The sequence below is a fragment of the Borrelia sp. A-FGy1 genome (assembly GCF_014084025.1).
Classification (GTDB): Bacteria; Spirochaetota; Spirochaetia; order Borreliales; family Borreliaceae; genus Borrelia.
Genome location: NZ_CP043682.1, coordinates 379016 through 396680, shown reverse-complemented (window position 1 = coordinate 396680; position 17665 = coordinate 379016). Strand labels below are relative to the sequence as shown.

Sequence of the window (17665 nt, the reverse complement as noted above, 5' to 3'; positions counted from 1 at the left end):
CATATATTTGTTACAATTTCATTGGTAAAATTAAGAAAAGGGAGCATTAGTAGTGCCTACGATTAATCAATTAATAAGGAAGCCAAGAAAAAGCCAAAAAGAAAAGACAGCATCTCCTGCGCTTCAGAATTGTCCTCAGAGAAGAGGAATTTGTACTCGTGTTATGACAGTTACACCTAAAAAACCTAATTCAGCTTTAAGAAAGGTAGCTCGTGTAAGGCTTTCAAATGGGTTTGAGGTGACTGCTTATATTCCGGGCATTGGACATAATTTACAGGAGCATTCAGTTGTTCTTATTAGAGGAGGGAGAGTTAAAGATTTGCCAGGTGTTAGATACCATATTATTAGAGGTGCTAAAGATGCTTTGGGTGTTAATAATCGTAAGAGAGGGCGTTCTAAATATGGAACCAAGAGACCTAAAGCTTAAAGGGTATTAGTTATGTCAAGAAAGAGTCGAAAAATAAAGAAAAAGATTTCAATAGATGCTAGGTATAGGTCTAGGGTAATTGCTAAGTTTGTTAACAGAATGATGTATGATGGTAAAAAATCAATAAGTGAAGCTATTATTTACAACTCAATTGATATGCTTGCAGAAAAGCTTGATGAGAGTGATAAGGTTGCTGTTTTTAATAAGGCATTAGATAATATTAAGCCTTTAGTGGAAGTTAGAAGCAGGAGAGTTGGTGGTGCTACTTATCAAGTGCCTGTTGAAGTTAGAGAAGAGAGACGTGAAGCTTTGGCAATGAAGTGGATAATTTCAGCTGCTAGAAAATCTAGTGGAAGATCTATGCAAGAAAAGTTAGCTAATGAGCTTGTAAATTCTTACAATTCTACAGGAATTGCTTTTAAAAAGAAGGAAGATACTCATAGAATGGCAGAAGCGAATAGAGCTTTTACACATTATAGATGGTAATAAGACACCTTTTTTAAGAGGTGTCTTTTTTTTGTGTTTATTTTGAATTAGGTGGAGGTTAATTTATGTTGAAAATATTTATTTTGACTTTTTTATGTTTAGGATGTTCAAATCCTAAAAATGAAACTGAATTACCCAATACTGTTTCTGTTATAGTTGATGGTACCTTTGATGATAAGGGTTTTAATGAGAGTTCTTCTAAGGCAATGAGGCAACTTGAAAAAGAGTTTGGTGTGAATATTATTGAAAAAGAGTCTAAGGCTTCTGATTATTTGGGGGATATTGCAGGCTTGGAGGACAGTGGTTCTAGTTTGATATGGGGACTTGGGTTTAAATTTACAGATGTTTTTTTACAAAAAGCGAGAGAGAATGCTAATATTAATTATGCAATCATTGAAGGCTCTTATTCTAAAGATGTAGAATTACCTAAAAATTTGGTTAATGTAAATTTTAGATCTGAAGAAGGAGCCTTTTTGGTAGGGCATATTGCAGCTAAAATGACAAAGACTGGAAAGATAGGCTTTTTAGGTGGAATTGAAGGTGAAATAATTAGTTCATTTAGATATGGATATGAGGCAGGAGCTAAATATACGAATAAGAATGTTAATGTAAATGTACAATATGTGGGAACATTTACTGATCTCTCATTAGGACGTTCAATGGCAAATAAAATGTATAGTGATGGGACTGATATAATATTTACAGCAGCGGGTCTATCAGGACTTGGAGCAATTGAAGTAGCAAAAGAAATGGGAGAGGGATATTATATTATTGGAGTTGACCAAGATCAATCATATCTTGCTCCTAATAATATAATCTTTTCATATGTTAAAAGAGTTGATGTAGTAATATTTGATTTGACAAGGTCTTATTTGGATATTGGTGAATGGAATGGTGGGAATATGTTAGAGTTTGGACTTAAAGACGGAGCTCTTGATTTAATTTTTAATAAGTTGATAAACATAGATCTAGAAGAGGAGGGATATGAGAGTCTATTAAAGATTAAGAACAAAATAGTTAATAATGAGATTAATGTTCCTAGAAATGATATGTCTTATAATGCTTTTATTTCAAAATTTATTTCTTAAAAGAGATACTATAATTTGAGTTACAATATCTTAATTTGTGTGAAAGATATTATTAATTAATCATTTCGTATTTTTATTTCATTTTTGTTAGCTTTTTTGGAGATGCAATAAAAAGAACCTTTAACAAAGGCTGGAAAGATAGGCTTTTAGGTGGAATTGAAGGTGAAGTAATTAGTTCATTTAGGTATTTAGGTATGGATATGAATCAAGGGCTGATTCTGATCTTTTATTGGGACATTCAAGGCAAGTAAAATGTATAGATGGGATTAGTGTAATATTTCTATAATGGGTCTATCAGGACTTGGAGCAATTGAAGTAGCAAAAGAAATGGGAGAAGGATATTATATTATTGGAGTTGACCAAGATAGATTATATCTTATTCTTATTAATCCCACTGCCTTAAGCAATCAAGGTTATTTTTATCTAAATAATTAGAAGTCACAAAATAAATAGAATCTCCAATATTTTAAAAACTTATGTTAGAAATATTAATTCCTAGAGAAGATGGATTTGATATCGTTAAGGAGTATTCTAGAATTAAATATTAATATTAGTGTTAAAATTAAAAGTTTATAAAATCGAATAAATAGTGATACTATTTTAATTTCAATTAATTTTGATTAATATAGTGAATTTTAATTATTTATAGTTTATAATTTATTATATTATTTTACATTAATTTTTGTTTGAGGAGAGGATTTTTCTTTCTACTATTCATTATAAGCATATTTTATTAAATGTTGTTGCATTAAGATTTAAAAATGTTTTGAATTTGTTTTATTAGGAGAGGATAATATTGTGTAAAAATTTATGTTTTGTTATTTTATCTTCCTTATTATTGATATCATGCACTAAGTCAGAGACATCTTCTTCTTTGTCTTCTGGTAAAAAGGTTATTATGGGAATTGTGGCTGAGACAGATTTTAATGATAAGGGATATTTTCAAAGTGCTTTTGATGGTGCCATGAAAGTAAGGGATGAGTTTGGAATAAAGCTTATAAAAAAAGTTTTAACGCCTTATCCTATTAAAGGCAAAGAAAATATGACAGAGGATGAAGCTTTAACGAAAGATATATATGACCTACAAAAAGAAGGCGCGAATTTTATTTGGATGATTGGGACTCGTTATTCAGATCTTTCAATAAGATTTTCTTATGAAAATCCTAGTATTTTCTATGGAATTATAGATTCTTTTGATTACAGTGCAAGTGAAATTAGAGTGCCTAAAAATTCTTTAGGTGTTAGGTTTAGATCTCAAGAAGGAGCGTTTTTAGCTGGTTATGTTGCTGCTAAGATGAGCAGGCGTAATAAAATTGGGTTTTTAAGTGGGCCTAAGGTTGAATATGTTGAAAATTTTTTAGTTGGATTTAAAGCAGGAGCTTTTTATGCGAATCCTAGGGCAATAGTAATTGCAAAGAGGCTTTTCAATATTTTTGACAAGAGTGCTAGTAAGCTTGTTGCTAAGCATATGTATGTTGATGATGGTGTTGACGTTATTTTCCCTGTAGCAGGGTTTGCTTCTATTGGTGTTTTTGATGCTGTAAAGGAACTTGGCACTGGGCGTTATGTAATAGGAATTAATCAAGATCAATCATATCTTGCTGCTCAAAATGTTATTACTTCTGTAATTAAGGACATAGGGAAGGTAATTTATAATCTTTCATCATATGCTATTAAAAATAAAAGATTTGAAGGGGGGCATGTCATTGAGCAAGGAATTAAGGAAGGTGTCATAGATATTGTTAAGGATCCTAATATTATTGGTGATAAATTGGTTGATGATTTAGTCAAGCTTCAAAATAATATAATTGAAAAGAAAGTTATTGTTCCTTCTACTAAATATGAATTTGATTTATTTAAATCAAAATTATAAACTTTTAATTAGTTTTATTTTAGGGGGAATATAATGGGAGGGTTGTTTTTAATTTTATTCACTTTTTTCTTGTCATGTTCTAATTCTAATAATGTAGGAGTTTTTTCTAAAATTTCTATGTTAATTGATGGTCATTTTGATGATAAATCTTTTAATGAGAGTGCTTGGAGAGGTGCTAAGAAGTTAGGAGAAGATTTTGATATGGAGGTTGTGCTTAAGGAGTCTACTTCAAATTCTTATTTAGCTGATATCGAAGCGTTAAAGGATAATGGTTCAAATTTTATTTGGTTAATTGGATATAAACTTAGTAATGTTTCTATTGGTGTAGCTTTGGAAAATCCGGAGGTAAGGTATGCAATCATTGATCCTGCTTATGAGGATGATGTAGTGTTGCCCAAGAATTTAGCAGCCATAACTTTTAGAACCGAAGAGGCGGCTTTTTTGGTAGGATATATTGCAGCTAAAACATCTAAGACTAGAAAGATAGGCTTTTTAGGTGGAATTGATGGATTAATAGTTAATTCATTTAGATATGGATATGAAGCTGGTGCTAAATATGCAAATAAAGATATTAATATACGAAGTGGATATATTGGAAGTTTTTCTGATACTAAAACTGGACGCTCAATGGCAAGTAAGATGTATAGTGATGGGATTGATGTTATTTATCATGCTGCAGGTTTAGGCGGGTTGGGAGCAATTGAGGTAGCAAAAGAAATGGGAGAAGGATATTATATTATTGGAGTTGATCAAGACCAGTCGTTTCTCGCCCCTGATAATATTATTACATCTTCAATTAAAGATATTGGACAGGTTGTGCATATTTTGACTGCTCATTATTTGAAGACAAATACTTTTGAGGGGGGTAGAGTGTTAAGTTATGGCCTTAAAGAAGGGTTTGTGAGTTTTGTTAAAAACCCTAAAATGATTCCTTTTAAATTAGAACAAGAGTTAGATGATATTTCTGATAAAATAATTAATGGGGAAATTATTGTTCCAAGTAATGAAAAGGAATATAAAGATTTTCTTATTGAATTTCTTTAGTAGATGAATAGTTGTTTCTTATATAATTTTGTTTTAATATTAGCTAAGGCTTAGGAATTATTCCTAAGCTTTTATTTTTTGTGTTATCAGGCTGTTAAATTTTATTTTATTTTGTTGAAAGATTTGTATTTATATAAAGAATAGATATGCGCTAAAAATTTTAGGTTTAACTCCTATTTTATTAATATAATAATGATATAATAAGTAGAAGTTTATTTATATTTGTTTTCAGAGGTTTGAGTATTGAATAAGAGAATATTTCCAAAAATATACTATTATGATCAAGATTTTATTGATATTTATAATAAGAGTCTGTCCTGGATACAGGATAAAATTGTTTTTCCTCAAACTTTAGAGAAGGGCAAAAAAGGGAAAAATTATTATTCTGAAAATCTTGAATTTATAGATCAAGTTCAGGCTTGTCTTTCAAGTTTTTTTCTTGTTTACAGTAACGGAGAATATTCTCCTACATCTACTATTGATAAATTTTACCAACTTCAAGAAGAATCCGGTGCAATTAGGTCTCGTTATGACAATAATAATAAGGCTATTTATGTTGAAGGCAATGATGATGGGATTGGATTGCCGATTTTTGCTTGGGCTGAGTATAATTTATATCATAAAACAGGCAATAAGAGGCGGATTTCTGATGTTTTGCCAATTCTTGACAAATATTATAGATGGATAGAGAAAAAATTTTTAAAAGGTAATGGACTTTATTCAATTGATGTAAATAAAATTTTTTATAAGAATTCTCCCAGAGAAGATGCCTATTATCCAATTGATTTTAATTCATTGCAGGTGCATAGTGCATATTGTATTTCAAAATTGGCAGATATATTAAATGATAAAAATTTGTCACTTGAGTATAAGAAAAGGTTTTTTTCTCTTAAGGCTAAGATTAATTCTTTGATGTGGGATGAAAGTGATGGATTTTATTATGACCTTGACATTCATGAGAACATTATTAGATGTAAAACAATAGTAGGATTTTTGCCTATGCTTTCTGAAATACCAAGTGAAGATAGAATAGAAAGAATGGTTTTCTATTTAAAAAGCGATAAACACTTCGGAACTCCAAACCCTTTTCCTACTCTTTCTGTTGATGATTCTAAATTTAATTTAGATGGAAATGGTTATTATGGTTCTGTTTATACTTATATGAATTTTTTTATTATTAAGGGACTTGAGTATTGTAGGCGTGCAAATATTGCAAGAGAATTTACAATAAGACATTTGTATTATGTATTAGACACCCTCTTGCCTGATAGTAAGATTAAGGGACATGTTTGGGAAGCTTACAAACCAATGAAAGAAGGCCCGGCTTATTTTGATGTTGAGAATAAGATTCTTCCCAAAAAAGATACTATTTGTTATCTTGCTCTCTTTAGTATTAGTTTGATGATAGAAAATATTATTGGCCTTACAATTAGTTTGCCAGATAAAACAGTTTATTGGAATATTCCAGCTCTTGAAGTTATGGGAATAGAGTGTTTATCTCTTAGGAAAAATCAGACCACAATTATTTGCAATAAGGGAAAGAGAGGATGGGAGATAAAAATGGAATCTGAAAAACTTTACTACTTTACAATAAATATATTAAATAAAAAAGAAAAGACACTACCTATACCTTCAGGTAGATGCTCTATGCTTTTAGATAAGTTATAGTTTTAATAAGTTTATTTTTATTATTTATTGAGAGTTAAAATCTTGGGGGGGGGCTTAATATGATAGATATTGTATTTTTAAAAACCTTACTTAAAGAGAAAAGATATTCTGAAATAAAGGAAGAACTTTTAAAGTATGATGCTTTTGATATTAGCGAAACTATGAAAAGACTCAATGGTTCTGATTTAATTTTGCTTTATAGGTTTCTCCCCAAGAAGGTTGCGGTTGAGGCTTTTTCTAATTTTGATCAATTTACAAAAAATAAATTAGCTAATTCTTTTACAAACAAAGAAATAAGTGAAATGATAGATGAATTAAACCTTGACGATGTTATTGATCTTTTAGAGGAAGTCCCTGCAAATGTTGTACAAAGATTTTTAGCAAGTTCTACTGAGGAAAATAGAGAAATTATTAATAAATTTTTATCTTACAGTAACGATTCTGTTGGTTCAATTGTAACAATAGAATATATTGAACTTAAAGATTATTTTTCTGTTAGGGAGGCCCTTGACTATATTAGAAAAGTGGCAAAGACTAAAGAAGATGTATACACTTACTATATTACAGATGAAGAGAAGAGATTGAAGGGTGTTGTTAAAATTGAAGATTTGATGCTATCTAAAGATGATGTTGTTATTTCTTCAATAATGAGAACTAGTGGATTTTATATTGTAAAAGTTAGTGATGAGAAGGAAGAGGTTGCTCTTCTTTTCCAGAATCATGATATTTTAAGTGTTCCTGTTGTTGACAATGAAGGAAGGATGATAGGAATCATCGTTATTGATGATATTCTTGATGTTATTCAGTGTTTAAATACTGAAGATTTTCATATAATGGCTGCAGTTACTCCTTTAGGTAAATCTTATCTTGATACTTCTATTTTTGACATGACAAAAAATAGAATAATTTGGCTCTTGATTCTTATGATATCTTCCACTTTAACAGCCACTATAATTACAAGTTATCAGAATTTGATTTTATCTTTAGTTATCTTAACTAGCTTTATACCACTCTTGATGGACACATCAGGAAATGCAGGCTCGCAAGCTTCTGCATTAATTATTCGTGAACTTGCTCTTGGAACTCTTAAAGTAAAAGATTTTTTTCGTGTTTTATTTAAAGAAGTATGTGTTAGTATTTTAGTTGGTTTAATTCTTGCTAGCATTAACTTTTTGAGAGTTGTATTTTTTGTGATTCCTGAAAATTGTGAAAGGTTTAGAATAGCTTTTGTTGTATCTTCATGTTTGATGATAGGTTTAATGGTGGCAAAAGTATTGGGAGGTCTTTTGCCTATTTTTGCTAAGATTTTGAGAATTGATCCAGCTTTAATGGCGGGCCCTTTAATTACTACTATTGCTGATGTTATTACCTTAATTGCTTATTTTAATATAGCTAGGTTAGTACTCTATAATTATTTTTAAGATTTAGTTATATTTTTAATATTTTAGATTGGAGGAGTTTTGAGGGATTGCATTTTTTGTAAAATAGTAAGAGGTGAAATGCCTTGTTATAAGGTTTATGAGGATGATTTGGTGCTTGCTTTTCTTGATATTAATCCTTTAAATATTGGCCATACTCTTGTTATGCCTAAGCAACATAGCAATGATGCTTTAGTTATGAGTGATGATCTTAATGGTCAAATATTGAGAGTGTGTAAAAAAATAGCTCTTTCTTTAAAAAAGTTGAGCTCATGTATTTGTGATGGAGTGAATATTTATACTTCAATTGGGCGTGAAGCTGGACAAATTATTTTTCATACTCATTTTCATGTAATTCCAAGATTTGAGGGCGATAATTTTGGTTTTAGCAGAGGTTCTAATTTTAATCTCTTAGAAGATGATTTTTTGGATTTGTCTGAAAAAATAATGCGAAATTTTTAATTTTAAAAGAAGGCATTGAGATATAATTAAATTTTTTTATGCATTAGTTGCTTTTATGCTGATTATGTTTAAACTTTGTGCTTTTCCCTTCAGAGGTACTAATATTTATTGTGATGTTAGGGTGTGTGTTGATAATTTTTTCTTTTTTTGGTTTTTGATTCCGGTCTTGTTATTTCAAAGAATATAGCTTTTGGTGGAAAAGTTTCTTTTTATTTAGATTTTTATTTTGATAAAAATCTAAATATGCATCTTATGTTAGTGAATTCGTGTTTATGTTGATATGAGTTCATGACATAAAAGAGCAAATAAGATCTTCTGGTAATTTTGAGCTTCATGATCTTTCAGTATCAATTAGAGTTTATCTTAATTATTTATTTGTTCCTGATATAGCGATATTTAGTTTGAATATTTTTCGGTTTTAAGATAGTATGCATGGATTTTCAGAGTTAACTTACATTTTTAGACTATATAGTAAGTGAGAACCCTGTGATTATAGGATTTGATATAGGTACAAGAATTAATTTTGGTTTTATTTCTTAGAATATATAATTTCCCGATCTTTTATAATAGATCTTTTCTTTTTGAACCAACGCATAGAGTACCTTTAGATTTTATTTATTAGTATAATGTGTCGTTTGTTAATTCTTATAATATACTTTTTATTTTTATGGTCTGCGGTAAACATTATGATGGATATATTAAATTTTCTTTATTGATATTTGTTAGTATTTTTAAATATTGCTTAGATTCATATTTTGCCATGTCAATATTGTGATCTTGATAATTCCCGCATTCATTTTCAGTTGCACCTACTTCTGTAAGGTGTCCTTGAAAATTTGTTATCTCAATGAAAAGCCAAGATATTAAGCTAATAAGATCTTTACTTTCATAATCTCCTAAAAGGATTAGGTAAAATCCAGTTCTGCATCCCATTGGGCCAAAATATAGTGTTTTATCTTTCCATTCTTTATGGTTCCTTATTAACATTGCACCTATGTGTTCAATAGTGTGCATTTCTGCATTGTTTATTACAGGCTCCCTATTGGGTGCTTTCATTCTAATGTCCACAGTAGTAAATGTTATATTTGAAAAAACATCTTTTCTTGAGACATATATGCCAGGATTTAGTTTTGTGTGATCAACTGTAAAGCTTGGTATTTTATTCATGTCTTAAATTCCTCTTTAATTTTGTCTACAAAGTCTAACTTTTCCCACTCTAACTCATTTTTTCCAAAGTGTCCGTATGTTGATGTTTTAGAGTAAATAGGTTCCCTCAATTTTAATTTTTTAATTATACCATCTGGAGTTAGGTCAAAATTATTTATGATAAAATTTAATATTTTGTTTTCATAATTCTCATCATTTATTCCTGTAGTTATTTTAACAGATACTGGATTAGAAATTCCAATAGCATAAGCAAGTTGTATTTCAAATTCTTTGGAAATGCCAGCTGCTACCATATTCTTAGCAATGTATCTTGCCATATAGGCAGCTGAGCGATCAACCTTAGTAGCATCTTTTCCGCTATAAGCACCACCACCATGTCTTGCAAATCCTCCATAGCTGTCAGCTATAATCTTTCTTCCTGTAAGTCCTGTATCGCCTGTTGGTCCACCAATGACAAAGTTTCCAGAAGGATTAATATAATATTTAATATTAGGGTCAAGCATTGATTTATTTTTTAGTGTAGGTTTTATAATCTTTTCAATTATTGTTTTACTTATTAGACCTTGAGAGATATCAGGATCATGTTGGTGAGATACAACAATACTGCTTATTCTAGTAGGAGTTTTATTAGAATTATATTCAATAGTAACTTGTGATTTTGCATCAGGGCGTAGCCATTTAATTTCTCCTGTTTTTCTAAATTTGCTAGCTTTTTGCAGAATTAAGTTAGCTAATTCATAAGCTATGGGTAAGAAATTTTCGGTTTCATTGCATGCATAACCAAATATTATTCCTTGATCTCCTGCTCCCGTGACCTTTGTATCTTTTCTTTCAACTGCATTTGAAATATCTATTGATTGATATCCAATAGCATCAATTATTGTAACAGATTTATAATCAAGTCCATATTCTATGTTTGTATATCCAATATTTTTAATTATTCGTCTAGCAACTTCCTTTATATCTATGTCTTTTTTTGATATACTATTTATTTCTCCTGCAATAACTACTAAATTTTGTGAAATTAATGTTTCACAAGCAACTTTTGCCATTTTGTCTTTTTTTAACATTTCATCAAGTATTGCATCTGATATTTGATCTGCAATCTTGTCGGGATGTCCCTCAGACACGGCTTCAGAAGTTGATGTCTGGTTGTTTTTATTTATCATTTTTTCCTTTTTCTATTAGTTCAATAAGTTCCTTTACCATTCTAGCTGAATTCATTGACGCGATTTTTAGGAACTTATTGAAATCTATGTGATTATCTTTAATGTTTGGCAAGTCAGATACAGAACGTGTAATGATAAAAGGTATTTTAAATGTGTGTGCAACTTGTGCAATAGCAGCCCCCTCCATTTCTACTGCTAAAGCATCTGGAAAATTACCCTTAATTATTTCTAATTGTTTTTTGTTTCCAATAAATTGGTCTCCTGTAAGTATTAATCCAATATGAACATTAATTTCTGTTATTTTGTTCTCTATGGCTTTAACTGCTTTTTTTAATAATTCTTTATCTGCTTTAAATTTTTGAGGCAATCCTGGGACTTGTCCTATTTTATGTCCAAATTTAGTTAAGTCAAAATCATGAAATGCCATTTCTGATGATATTATTATATCTTGAATTTTAAGATTAGAATCATCTTTTATTCCACCAGCAGTTCCTGAGTTGATTATGTGAGTTATTTTATATTTTGATATGATATAGCTAGTCCAACAGGTAGCATTTACTTTGCCAATTCCAGTAGTTAAAGAAATTACTTCATGTCCTGAAATTTCTCCTTTCTGAACTTTCTTCTCGCCTATGCAGTCGTTTAATATAATTTCTCTTCTTTTTTCAATTATTTTATTTATTTCTACTGCTTCTTCATCCATTGCAGATACTATTAAAATCATATTTTCTCCTTTTTATATTTCTTTTAAAGAATATTTTTTTAAAAGAAATTCTATCTCATTTTGTCCAAGTATTTTTTTAATTCCCGTTTCTGTTTTAGGTATTGACTTGATATTGTCTTGGATTTCATTAGGAGGTATGACTTTACCGTTTTTTATTATATATTTTATGTAAGGATAATTAAGATTTTCTTCATTTACCTTTATTATTTTAGCAATTGATTTATCGTTGAGTTCCACGATAAAGTCTAGCGGGCATTGAGAGAGTACTTTGATAATTAATTTTAAAACTCTTTTATCAAATTTTTTATCTGCATCTTGTATTAGCTCTATAAGAGATGCACCGGAATTTAAAGATTTTTTATATGTTTTATCTAAAATAATTGCACTATATGCACTAGCAGCACCAATTATATTTGATTCAATGCTAATGTTTTCGCTTTTAAGTTTTTTGGGATAGCCAGATCCATCTAAGTTTTCTTTATGATTAAGCAATGTTGAGCAGATAGAGTTAGAAAAATCAGTTGCTGATACAATTTTATAACCAAGAATAGGATATTTCTTGATTAATTCAAACTCTTTATCGCTTAATTTTTCTTGCTTTTCACTTATTTTTAAAGGAATAAATAAAAATCCTATTTTGTGAAGGAGTGCTACTGTACATAATTCAACTGTCTTATGGTTATTTAAATTCATCTCATGTCCAAGTGCTACTGTTAATATTGCAGTATTTATTGAGTGTACGATATGATAGTCGGATAAAAATTTGGGTATTTTTATATATCTTATAAATGTTTTTTGATTTTTTTTATAAAATTCTATTACTTTTTTTGCAGTTGGTAAAATATCTTGATAATAAATTTTTTTATTTTTTTTACAAGTTTCATATATTTCTTCCAAGTTACTTACTAATATATGATAGTTTGAAATAGATTCCTTGTCATATTCTGAGGTGTTCAGTATATTTCCTTTATTCACTAAGGAATCATTAAAGAAGTTCATTTTTATATTAAGCTCGCCTCTTAAACCCCATTTTTCTATTAGCTCAATGTTTTTAGGTTTGACAAGAGAATTTTCGGGCCATACTAAAAAATCCTTATCTATTATATAAGAGAAGACTTTTATATCTTTTGCCAACTCATCAAGGCTTTGCATCTTTCCCCTTAAGGTTAAACTTGTTAATAAACATGTATAACACATTATTTATTAATTGTCTATCTATTTAGTATAATATAATTGTATATCTCAATTTTACAGTTTAACTTATTTTAAAAGAGATTTTTGATGGTAAATATAATACTTTTTATTTTTAATGTAATGTTCGTTGGATTTTTTTTGTGTTTAGTTTTTTTTCTAGAAATTTTAAAATATTCGAATGTACTAGAATTTGTTTTATTTAGTTCTTATTTTATTTTAGGGTTTATTTTATTTTTAATTGCATTTAATATTTTTTATTCTAAATTGCTTTATTCAAGATTATATTTTGTATTTAATGGGATAGATAATACTTATATTTTCTTGAAGCTTAAGATAATACGAAGAAAACTTAAGAGTGTATTTGATATTTCTCTTTTGTTAAAGATAATTTTAATTAAACAAGATAAAAAAAGTCTTGATGAAGTTTATTTTTATTTAAAAGATAATAATATTAGCAATAAAACGATTGTAGAACTTTATTCTGTGCTTATTAGTTTTAGAGAAAAAGAGAAGGCATCTAGTTTAATTTTAAAGTATGCGAAAAGTAAGGATAGATGGATAAAGTATTGCGTAGCGCTTAGTATGATTTCCTTTGAAGAATATGAAAAACTAGGTAAAATAATATTTTTTTTAAAAAAATATTTTTTGAGAGAACCTATTTTTACAATTTATTATTTTTATATATTAAAAAAGTCTAATGTGGTATCTTATTTAATTGAGACCAGTAAATTTAGAATTAGAGATAAATATTTTAAATATAAAGATAAGCTTAATATTAAACATACAAAACTACTGGGCTCAAATTTATTTTTTGTAGTTTTTTATTACATTTATGATAGCTCAAAAAAAGATATTTTTTATTAAGAGAGGATAGGTTTTGAATGTAAGAGTTAGATATGCACCTTCACCAACCGGTTTCCAACATATTGGAGGAATTAGAACGGCTTTATTTAATTATTTCTTTGCTAAGTCTTGTGGTGGTAAATTTTTGCTTAGAATAGAAGATACAGATCAGACCAGATATTTTAAAGAAGCTGAAGATGACCTTTATCGAAGTTTGGAGTGGCTTGGAATTGATTTTGATGAGGGACCCACTTGTGGTGGGCCTTATGAACCTTATGTTCAGTCAAAGAGAATTGATATATATAATGAATATGCTAAAAAATTAGTTGAATCGGGAAATGCTTATTATTGTTATTGCACTCCGAAGAGGCTAGAAAGAATTAGAAAGATTCAAACTGTTAATAAGATGGCAACAGGATATGACAGGCATTGTAGAAATTTAAACGATAATGAGGTTAGGAATGCTTTGTGTGAAGGAATAAGTCCTGTTATTAGATTTAAAGTGCCCCTTGAAGGTGAAACTAGTTTTGACGATATTTTGCTTGACAAGGTAACATGGTTGAATAAAAATATTAATCCTGACCCTATTATCCTTAAGTCTGATGGACTACCTACTTATCATCTTGCAAATGTTATTGATGATTATTTAATGAAAATTTCTCATGTTTTAAGGGCTCAGGAATGGATTTCTTCAGGTCCTTTACATATTCTACTTTATAATGCCTTTGGTTGGACTCCTCCCATTTATTGTCATCTTCCAATGGTTATGGGTAATGATGGTCAAAAATTGAGCAAAAGACATGGTGCAACAGCTTTAAGACAGTTTATTGATGATGGGTACTTACCAGATGCTATTATTAATTATATTGCATTGCTTGGTTGGTCTTATAATGATAAGAAAGAATTTTTTACAAAGGATGAACTTCAAAAATTGTTCTATCTTAATAAGATAAATAAATCTCCTGCTATTTTTGATTATCATAAATTAGATTTTTTTAATAGTTATTACATTAGAAAAAAAGAAAATGAGGAATTGGCTAAACTTTTAATTCCTTTCTTGCAAAGAGCTTGCTATATTAAAGAAGATATTAAATATGAAGATAAGGAGAAATTAGTACTTTTAATTCCCCTCATAAAAACAAGAATTAGAAAGCTTAGCGAAGCTATAAATATGCTTAAGTTTTTTTATGAGGATATTAAAACATGGAATTTAGATGAGTTTTTATTTAAAAATAAAACAATAGGTGATATTTATTTGATTTTAGATAAGATTAAGCCAATATTAGAAGGATTTGAAGAAAGATCATTGCTTGAAAACGAAAAAGTGTTTAATGATTTTGCTAATGAAAATAATCTAAAAATAGGAGAAGTCCTTCTTCCAATTAGGGTTGCAGTTCTTGGAAGTAAGGTATCACCTCCTCTTTTTGATTCTTTAAAATTACTAGGAAAAGATAAAGTTTTTGATAGAATAAACTTAGCACAAGAATTTTTGAAGAGACATGAATAATAAAAATAATATTATTTTAAGGATATTGCTATGACAAGAATAGGAGATATTATTTCACTTGCTAAGAGAAAGGGTTTTATATTTCAATCATCAGAAATTTATGGAGGCCTTTCAGGGGCATGGGATTATGGTCCTTTGGGCATTGAGCTTAAAAATAACATACAAAAAGAGTGGTGGAAAAGTATAGTTTATTTGCATGAAAATGTGGTGGGATTGGATAGTTCTATTTTTATGAGGCCTGAAGTTTGGAAAGCCTCGGGACATGTTGATAATTTTTCAGACTCTTTAGTTGATTGTAGAGATTGTAAAAATAGATTTAGAGTAGATTTTATTGATATATATAGGGATTGTCCTGGCTGTGGTGCAGTGAGTTCTTTTACAGATCCTAAAAATTTTAATCTAATGTTTAAAACTAGCATAGGGGCTACAAAAGAGAGCTCAAATGAAATTTATTTAAGGCCAGAGACAGCTCAGGGTATTTTTGTTAATTTTCGCAATGTATTGGACTCTACAAGACTTAAAATACCTTTCGGAATAGCTCAAGTTGGTAAAGCATTTAGGAATGAAATAATAACAAAAAACTTTATCTTTAGAACTTGTGAATTTGAGCAAATGGAGATGCAGTTTTTTGTACATCCAAATCAAATGGATGATTGGTATTCTTATTGGAAGCAAAATAGAATGAATTTTTTTATAGAAACTCTTGGGATAAATTCAGATAGTCTTAGGTTTAAAGAACATGACTTAGATGAACTTGCTCATTATGCTAAAGCAGCTGTTGATATTGAATATAAATTTCCATTTGATTTCCAGGAAATTGAGGGAATACATAATAGAGGCAATTATGATTTAACTCAACATGCTAAATTTTGTGATAAGCCTAAGGTATTTGAATACCATGATTTAATAAATGGTGAAAAATATATTCCTTATGTTATTGAGACATCTCTCGGGCTTACAAGGAGTGTTTTAATGACTCTTTGTGATGCATATGTAAGTGAAGAACTTGAGAGCGGCGATAAACGAGTATTTCTTCGCTTACATCCTAATCTTGCTCCTTATAAAGTTGCCATACTTCCTCTTGTAAAAAAGGATGGACTTGATGATCTTGCTAGAAGAGTATTTATGGAGCTTAGTGATGATTTTTATATGTTTTATGACGATAGTGGTACAATAGGAAAAAGATATAGACGTCAGGATGAAATTGGAACACCTTATTGTGTGACAGTAGATTATGGCACTATGGAAAATAGAACGGTTACTCTAAGAGAAAGAGATTGTATGACTCAAGTAAGAATTTCACTTAATGAGTTATATTCGTATATTAGGACTGAAATGCTAAACTACAGGGGGGGGGGAGTTTCAAATAGATGAATCTTGCCTTAGAAATTTTAAAGAAGCGAGGATTCTTAAAACAGTGTACAAATTTAAGAGCTTTAAGTGAATTGATGAATAGGGAGAAGATAGTTTTTTATGTGGGAGTTGATGCTACTTTTAGCTCTCTTCATATTGGACACTTAATTCCTTTTATGGGAATGGTACATCTTCAAAGGCAGGGTCATATTCCAATTGCTTTAATTGGTGGTGGTACTACAAAGGTAGGTGATCCTTCTGGAAAGGATGAGATGAGAAAAATTCTATCAAAAGATGATATAGAAAAAAATGTTAATGCAATAAAGAAGCAGTTATTAAGGATAGTAGATTTTAGTAGTGGATATGTTCTTGATAATGCGGAGTGGATTGATAACATCAATTATATTCAATTTTTAAGGAATATTGGAATTCATTTTTCTGTTAATCGTATGTTAGGGTTTGAGACTTATAAGAGAAGATTAGATACTGGACTTTCTTTTATTGAATTTAATTATCAGCTTTTGCAATCTTATGATTTTTATATGCTCAATAGAATTAGAAATTGTAGTCTTCAAATTGGAGGGGACGATCAGTGGGGTAATATTTTGTCTGGAATTGATTTAGTAAGAAGAAAAACTGAGAAAGAGGTTTTTGGTCTTACATTTCCTCTTGTTACAAGAAGTGATGGTAAGAAAATGGGAAAATCAGAAAAGGGAGCTGTTTATCTTGATTCTGAAATTTATAGTGTTTATGATTTTTATCAATATTTTAGGAATATTCCTGATTTAGATGTTAAGAGGTTTTTGTATCTATTTACTTTTTTAGAGGAAGATGAGATTGAGAATGTTTCAAGTTTTGAAGGGAGTTTATTAAACAGGGCAAAGGAAACTTTAGCTTTTGAAATAACAAAAATTGTTCATGGGAAGGAGTTAGCCTTAAAGGCTGCCGATGCTGCTTCAGCTGCCTTTAATGGGAAGGGCAAGAGAGCCAACATTCCTTTTTTTGAGTTAAAATTAGCTAATTTGGTGGATAGAATTTTATTGATTGATTTAATGGTTATTTCAAAAGTTGTATCTAGTAAGTCAGAAGCTAGAAGATTGATTAACTCGGGAGGGGTTTATGTAGATAAAGTAAGAATAGGAGATCAAAATTATCACATTACTAAGAATAATTTTACTAATGGTGAGTTTGAACTCAGAGTTGGTAAGAAAAAAATTTTAAGAATTGTTTTATAGTTGGGGT

The 17665-nt window shown here is 29.5% G+C and carries 17 protein-coding genes; 13 read left to right on the top strand and 4 right to left on the bottom strand.

Annotated features, from left to right (window positions below; all coding sequences use genetic code 11):
• Positions 1–52 precede the first annotated feature (52 nt).
• The 9 genes from rpsL to F0310_RS01830 all read left to right on the top strand — a co-directional run bounded on the left by rpsL (position 53) and on the right by F0310_RS01830 (position 8466).
• Entirely contained in the window at positions 53–427 is a 375-nt protein-coding gene (rpsL, locus tag F0310_RS01870; RefSeq protein ID WP_182117274.1) for a 30S ribosomal protein S12, read from the top strand.
• 12 nt (positions 428–439) lie between these two features.
• Positions 440–913, top strand: a complete 474-nt coding sequence (gene rpsG / locus F0310_RS01865; protein WP_182117273.1) for a 30S ribosomal protein S7 — start codon at positions 440–442, stop codon at positions 911–913.
• A gap of 65 nt (positions 914–978) precedes the next feature.
• Positions 979–2001, top strand: coding sequence for a BMP family lipoprotein (locus tag F0310_RS01860; protein WP_182117272.1), 1023 nt, complete (start codon positions 979–981; stop codon positions 1999–2001).
• 285 nt (positions 2002–2286) lie between these two features.
• Positions 2287–2436 (top strand): hypothetical protein, encoded by a 150-nt coding sequence (locus F0310_RS01855; protein ID WP_182117271.1) that lies wholly within the window; start codon positions 2287–2289, stop codon positions 2434–2436.
• A gap of 361 nt (positions 2437–2797) precedes the next feature.
• Positions 2798–3874: a BMP family ABC transporter substrate-binding protein gene (locus F0310_RS01850; RefSeq protein ID WP_232535934.1), complete on the top strand. Its 1077-nt coding sequence runs from the start codon at positions 2798–2800 to the stop codon at positions 3872–3874.
• Positions 3875–3907: 33 nt separating this feature from the next.
• Entirely contained in the window at positions 3908–4918 is a 1011-nt protein-coding gene (locus tag F0310_RS01845) for a BMP family ABC transporter substrate-binding protein (protein ID WP_182117270.1), read from the top strand.
• Between the two features lie 243 nt (positions 4919–5161).
• Positions 5162–6586 (top strand): MGH1-like glycoside hydrolase domain-containing protein, encoded by a 1425-nt coding sequence (locus F0310_RS01840; RefSeq protein WP_182117269.1) that lies wholly within the window; start codon positions 5162–5164, stop codon positions 6584–6586.
• 59 nt (positions 6587–6645) lie between these two features.
• The gene (gene mgtE / locus F0310_RS01835) at positions 6646–8007 is read left to right on the top strand and encodes a magnesium transporter (RefSeq protein WP_182117268.1); all 1362 of its coding nucleotides are present in this window, start codon (positions 6646–6648) and stop codon (positions 8005–8007) included.
• A gap of 39 nt (positions 8008–8046) precedes the next feature.
• Positions 8047–8466 carry an HIT family protein gene (locus tag F0310_RS01830; RefSeq protein WP_182117267.1) on the top strand — a complete coding sequence of 140 codons (420 nt, stop codon included), beginning with the start codon at positions 8047–8049 and terminating at the stop codon, positions 8464–8466.
• 684 nt (positions 8467–9150) lie between these two features.
• Here the strand turns inward: F0310_RS01830 and F0310_RS01825 are convergent.
• From F0310_RS01825 to F0310_RS01810, 4 genes are read right to left on the bottom strand one after another with little or no spacing between them, the layout of a single operon-like run.
• Complete coding sequence (locus F0310_RS01825; RefSeq protein WP_182117266.1) at positions 9151–9633, bottom strand: S-ribosylhomocysteine lyase; 483 nt, start codon at positions 9631–9633, stop codon at positions 9151–9153.
• Positions 9630–10802 carry a methionine adenosyltransferase gene (metK, locus tag F0310_RS01820; protein ID WP_182117265.1) on the bottom strand — a complete coding sequence of 391 codons (1173 nt, stop codon included), beginning with the start codon at positions 10800–10802 and terminating at the stop codon, positions 9630–9632. The genes F0310_RS01825 and metK overlap by 4 nt, the downstream gene beginning before the upstream one ends.
• On the bottom strand, positions 10792–11526 hold the full coding sequence (locus tag F0310_RS01815) for a 5'-methylthioadenosine/adenosylhomocysteine nucleosidase (RefSeq protein ID WP_182117264.1): 735 nt from the start codon (positions 11524–11526) through the stop codon (positions 10792–10794). Before F0310_RS01815 ends, metK begins: the two co-directional genes overlap by 11 nt.
• 12 nt (positions 11527–11538) lie before the next feature.
• Complete coding sequence (locus F0310_RS01810) at positions 11539–12678, bottom strand: HD-GYP domain-containing protein (protein ID WP_182117263.1); 1140 nt, start codon at positions 12676–12678, stop codon at positions 11539–11541.
• A gap of 129 nt (positions 12679–12807) precedes the next feature.
• Between F0310_RS01810 and F0310_RS01805 the strand changes: the two genes are divergently transcribed.
• The 4 genes from F0310_RS01805 to tyrS are packed head-to-tail and all read left to right on the top strand — an operon-like array spanning position 12808 to position 17658.
• Positions 12808–13584 carry a hypothetical protein gene (locus F0310_RS01805; protein WP_182117262.1) on the top strand — a complete coding sequence of 259 codons (777 nt, stop codon included), beginning with the start codon at positions 12808–12810 and terminating at the stop codon, positions 13582–13584.
• A gap of 13 nt (positions 13585–13597) precedes the next feature.
• Positions 13598–15070: a glutamate--tRNA ligase gene (gltX, locus tag F0310_RS01800; protein WP_182117261.1), complete on the top strand. Its 1473-nt coding sequence runs from the start codon at positions 13598–13600 to the stop codon at positions 15068–15070.
• Positions 15071–15100: 30 nt separating this feature from the next.
• On the top strand, positions 15101–16444 hold the full coding sequence (locus tag F0310_RS01795; RefSeq protein WP_182117260.1) for a glycine--tRNA ligase: 1344 nt from the start codon (positions 15101–15103) through the stop codon (positions 16442–16444).
• On the top strand, positions 16441–17658 hold the full coding sequence (tyrS, locus tag F0310_RS01790; RefSeq protein ID WP_182117259.1) for a tyrosine--tRNA ligase: 1218 nt from the start codon (positions 16441–16443) through the stop codon (positions 17656–17658). Before F0310_RS01795 ends, tyrS begins: the two co-directional genes overlap by 4 nt.
• Positions 17659–17665: the final 7 nt, after the last annotated feature.

Excerpts from the sequence above, each read along its gene's own strand:
- F0310_RS01860 (WP_182117272.1), top strand. The coding sequence starts at position 979 with ATGTTGAAAATATTTATTTTGACTTTTTTATGTTTAGGATGTTCAAAT.
- metK (WP_182117265.1), bottom strand. The coding sequence starts at position 10,802 with ATGATAAATAAAAACAACCAGACATCAACTTCTGAAGCCGTGTCTGAG.
- F0310_RS01855 (WP_182117271.1), top strand. The coding sequence starts at position 2,287 with ATGGGTCTATCAGGACTTGGAGCAATTGAAGTAGCAAAAGAAATGGGA.
- mgtE (WP_182117268.1), top strand. The coding sequence starts at position 6,646 with ATGATAGATATTGTATTTTTAAAAACCTTACTTAAAGAGAAAAGATAT.
- F0310_RS01805 (WP_182117262.1), top strand. The coding sequence starts at position 12,808 with ATGGTAAATATAATACTTTTTATTTTTAATGTAATGTTCGTTGGATTT.
- F0310_RS01810 (WP_182117263.1), bottom strand. The coding sequence starts at position 12,678 with ATGCAAAGCCTTGATGAGTTGGCAAAAGATATAAAAGTCTTCTCTTAT.
- F0310_RS01815 (WP_182117264.1), bottom strand. The coding sequence starts at position 11,526 with ATGATTTTAATAGTATCTGCAATGGATGAAGAAGCAGTAGAAATAAAT.
- F0310_RS01795 (WP_182117260.1), top strand. The coding sequence starts at position 15,101 with ATGACAAGAATAGGAGATATTATTTCACTTGCTAAGAGAAAGGGTTTT.
- F0310_RS01845 (WP_182117270.1), top strand. The coding sequence starts at position 3,908 with ATGGGAGGGTTGTTTTTAATTTTATTCACTTTTTTCTTGTCATGTTCT.
- tyrS (WP_182117259.1), top strand. The coding sequence starts at position 16,441 with ATGAATCTTGCCTTAGAAATTTTAAAGAAGCGAGGATTCTTAAAACAG.
- rpsG (WP_182117273.1), top strand. The coding sequence starts at position 440 with ATGTCAAGAAAGAGTCGAAAAATAAAGAAAAAGATTTCAATAGATGCT.
- F0310_RS01825 (WP_182117266.1), bottom strand. The coding sequence starts at position 9,633 with ATGAATAAAATACCAAGCTTTACAGTTGATCACACAAAACTAAATCCT.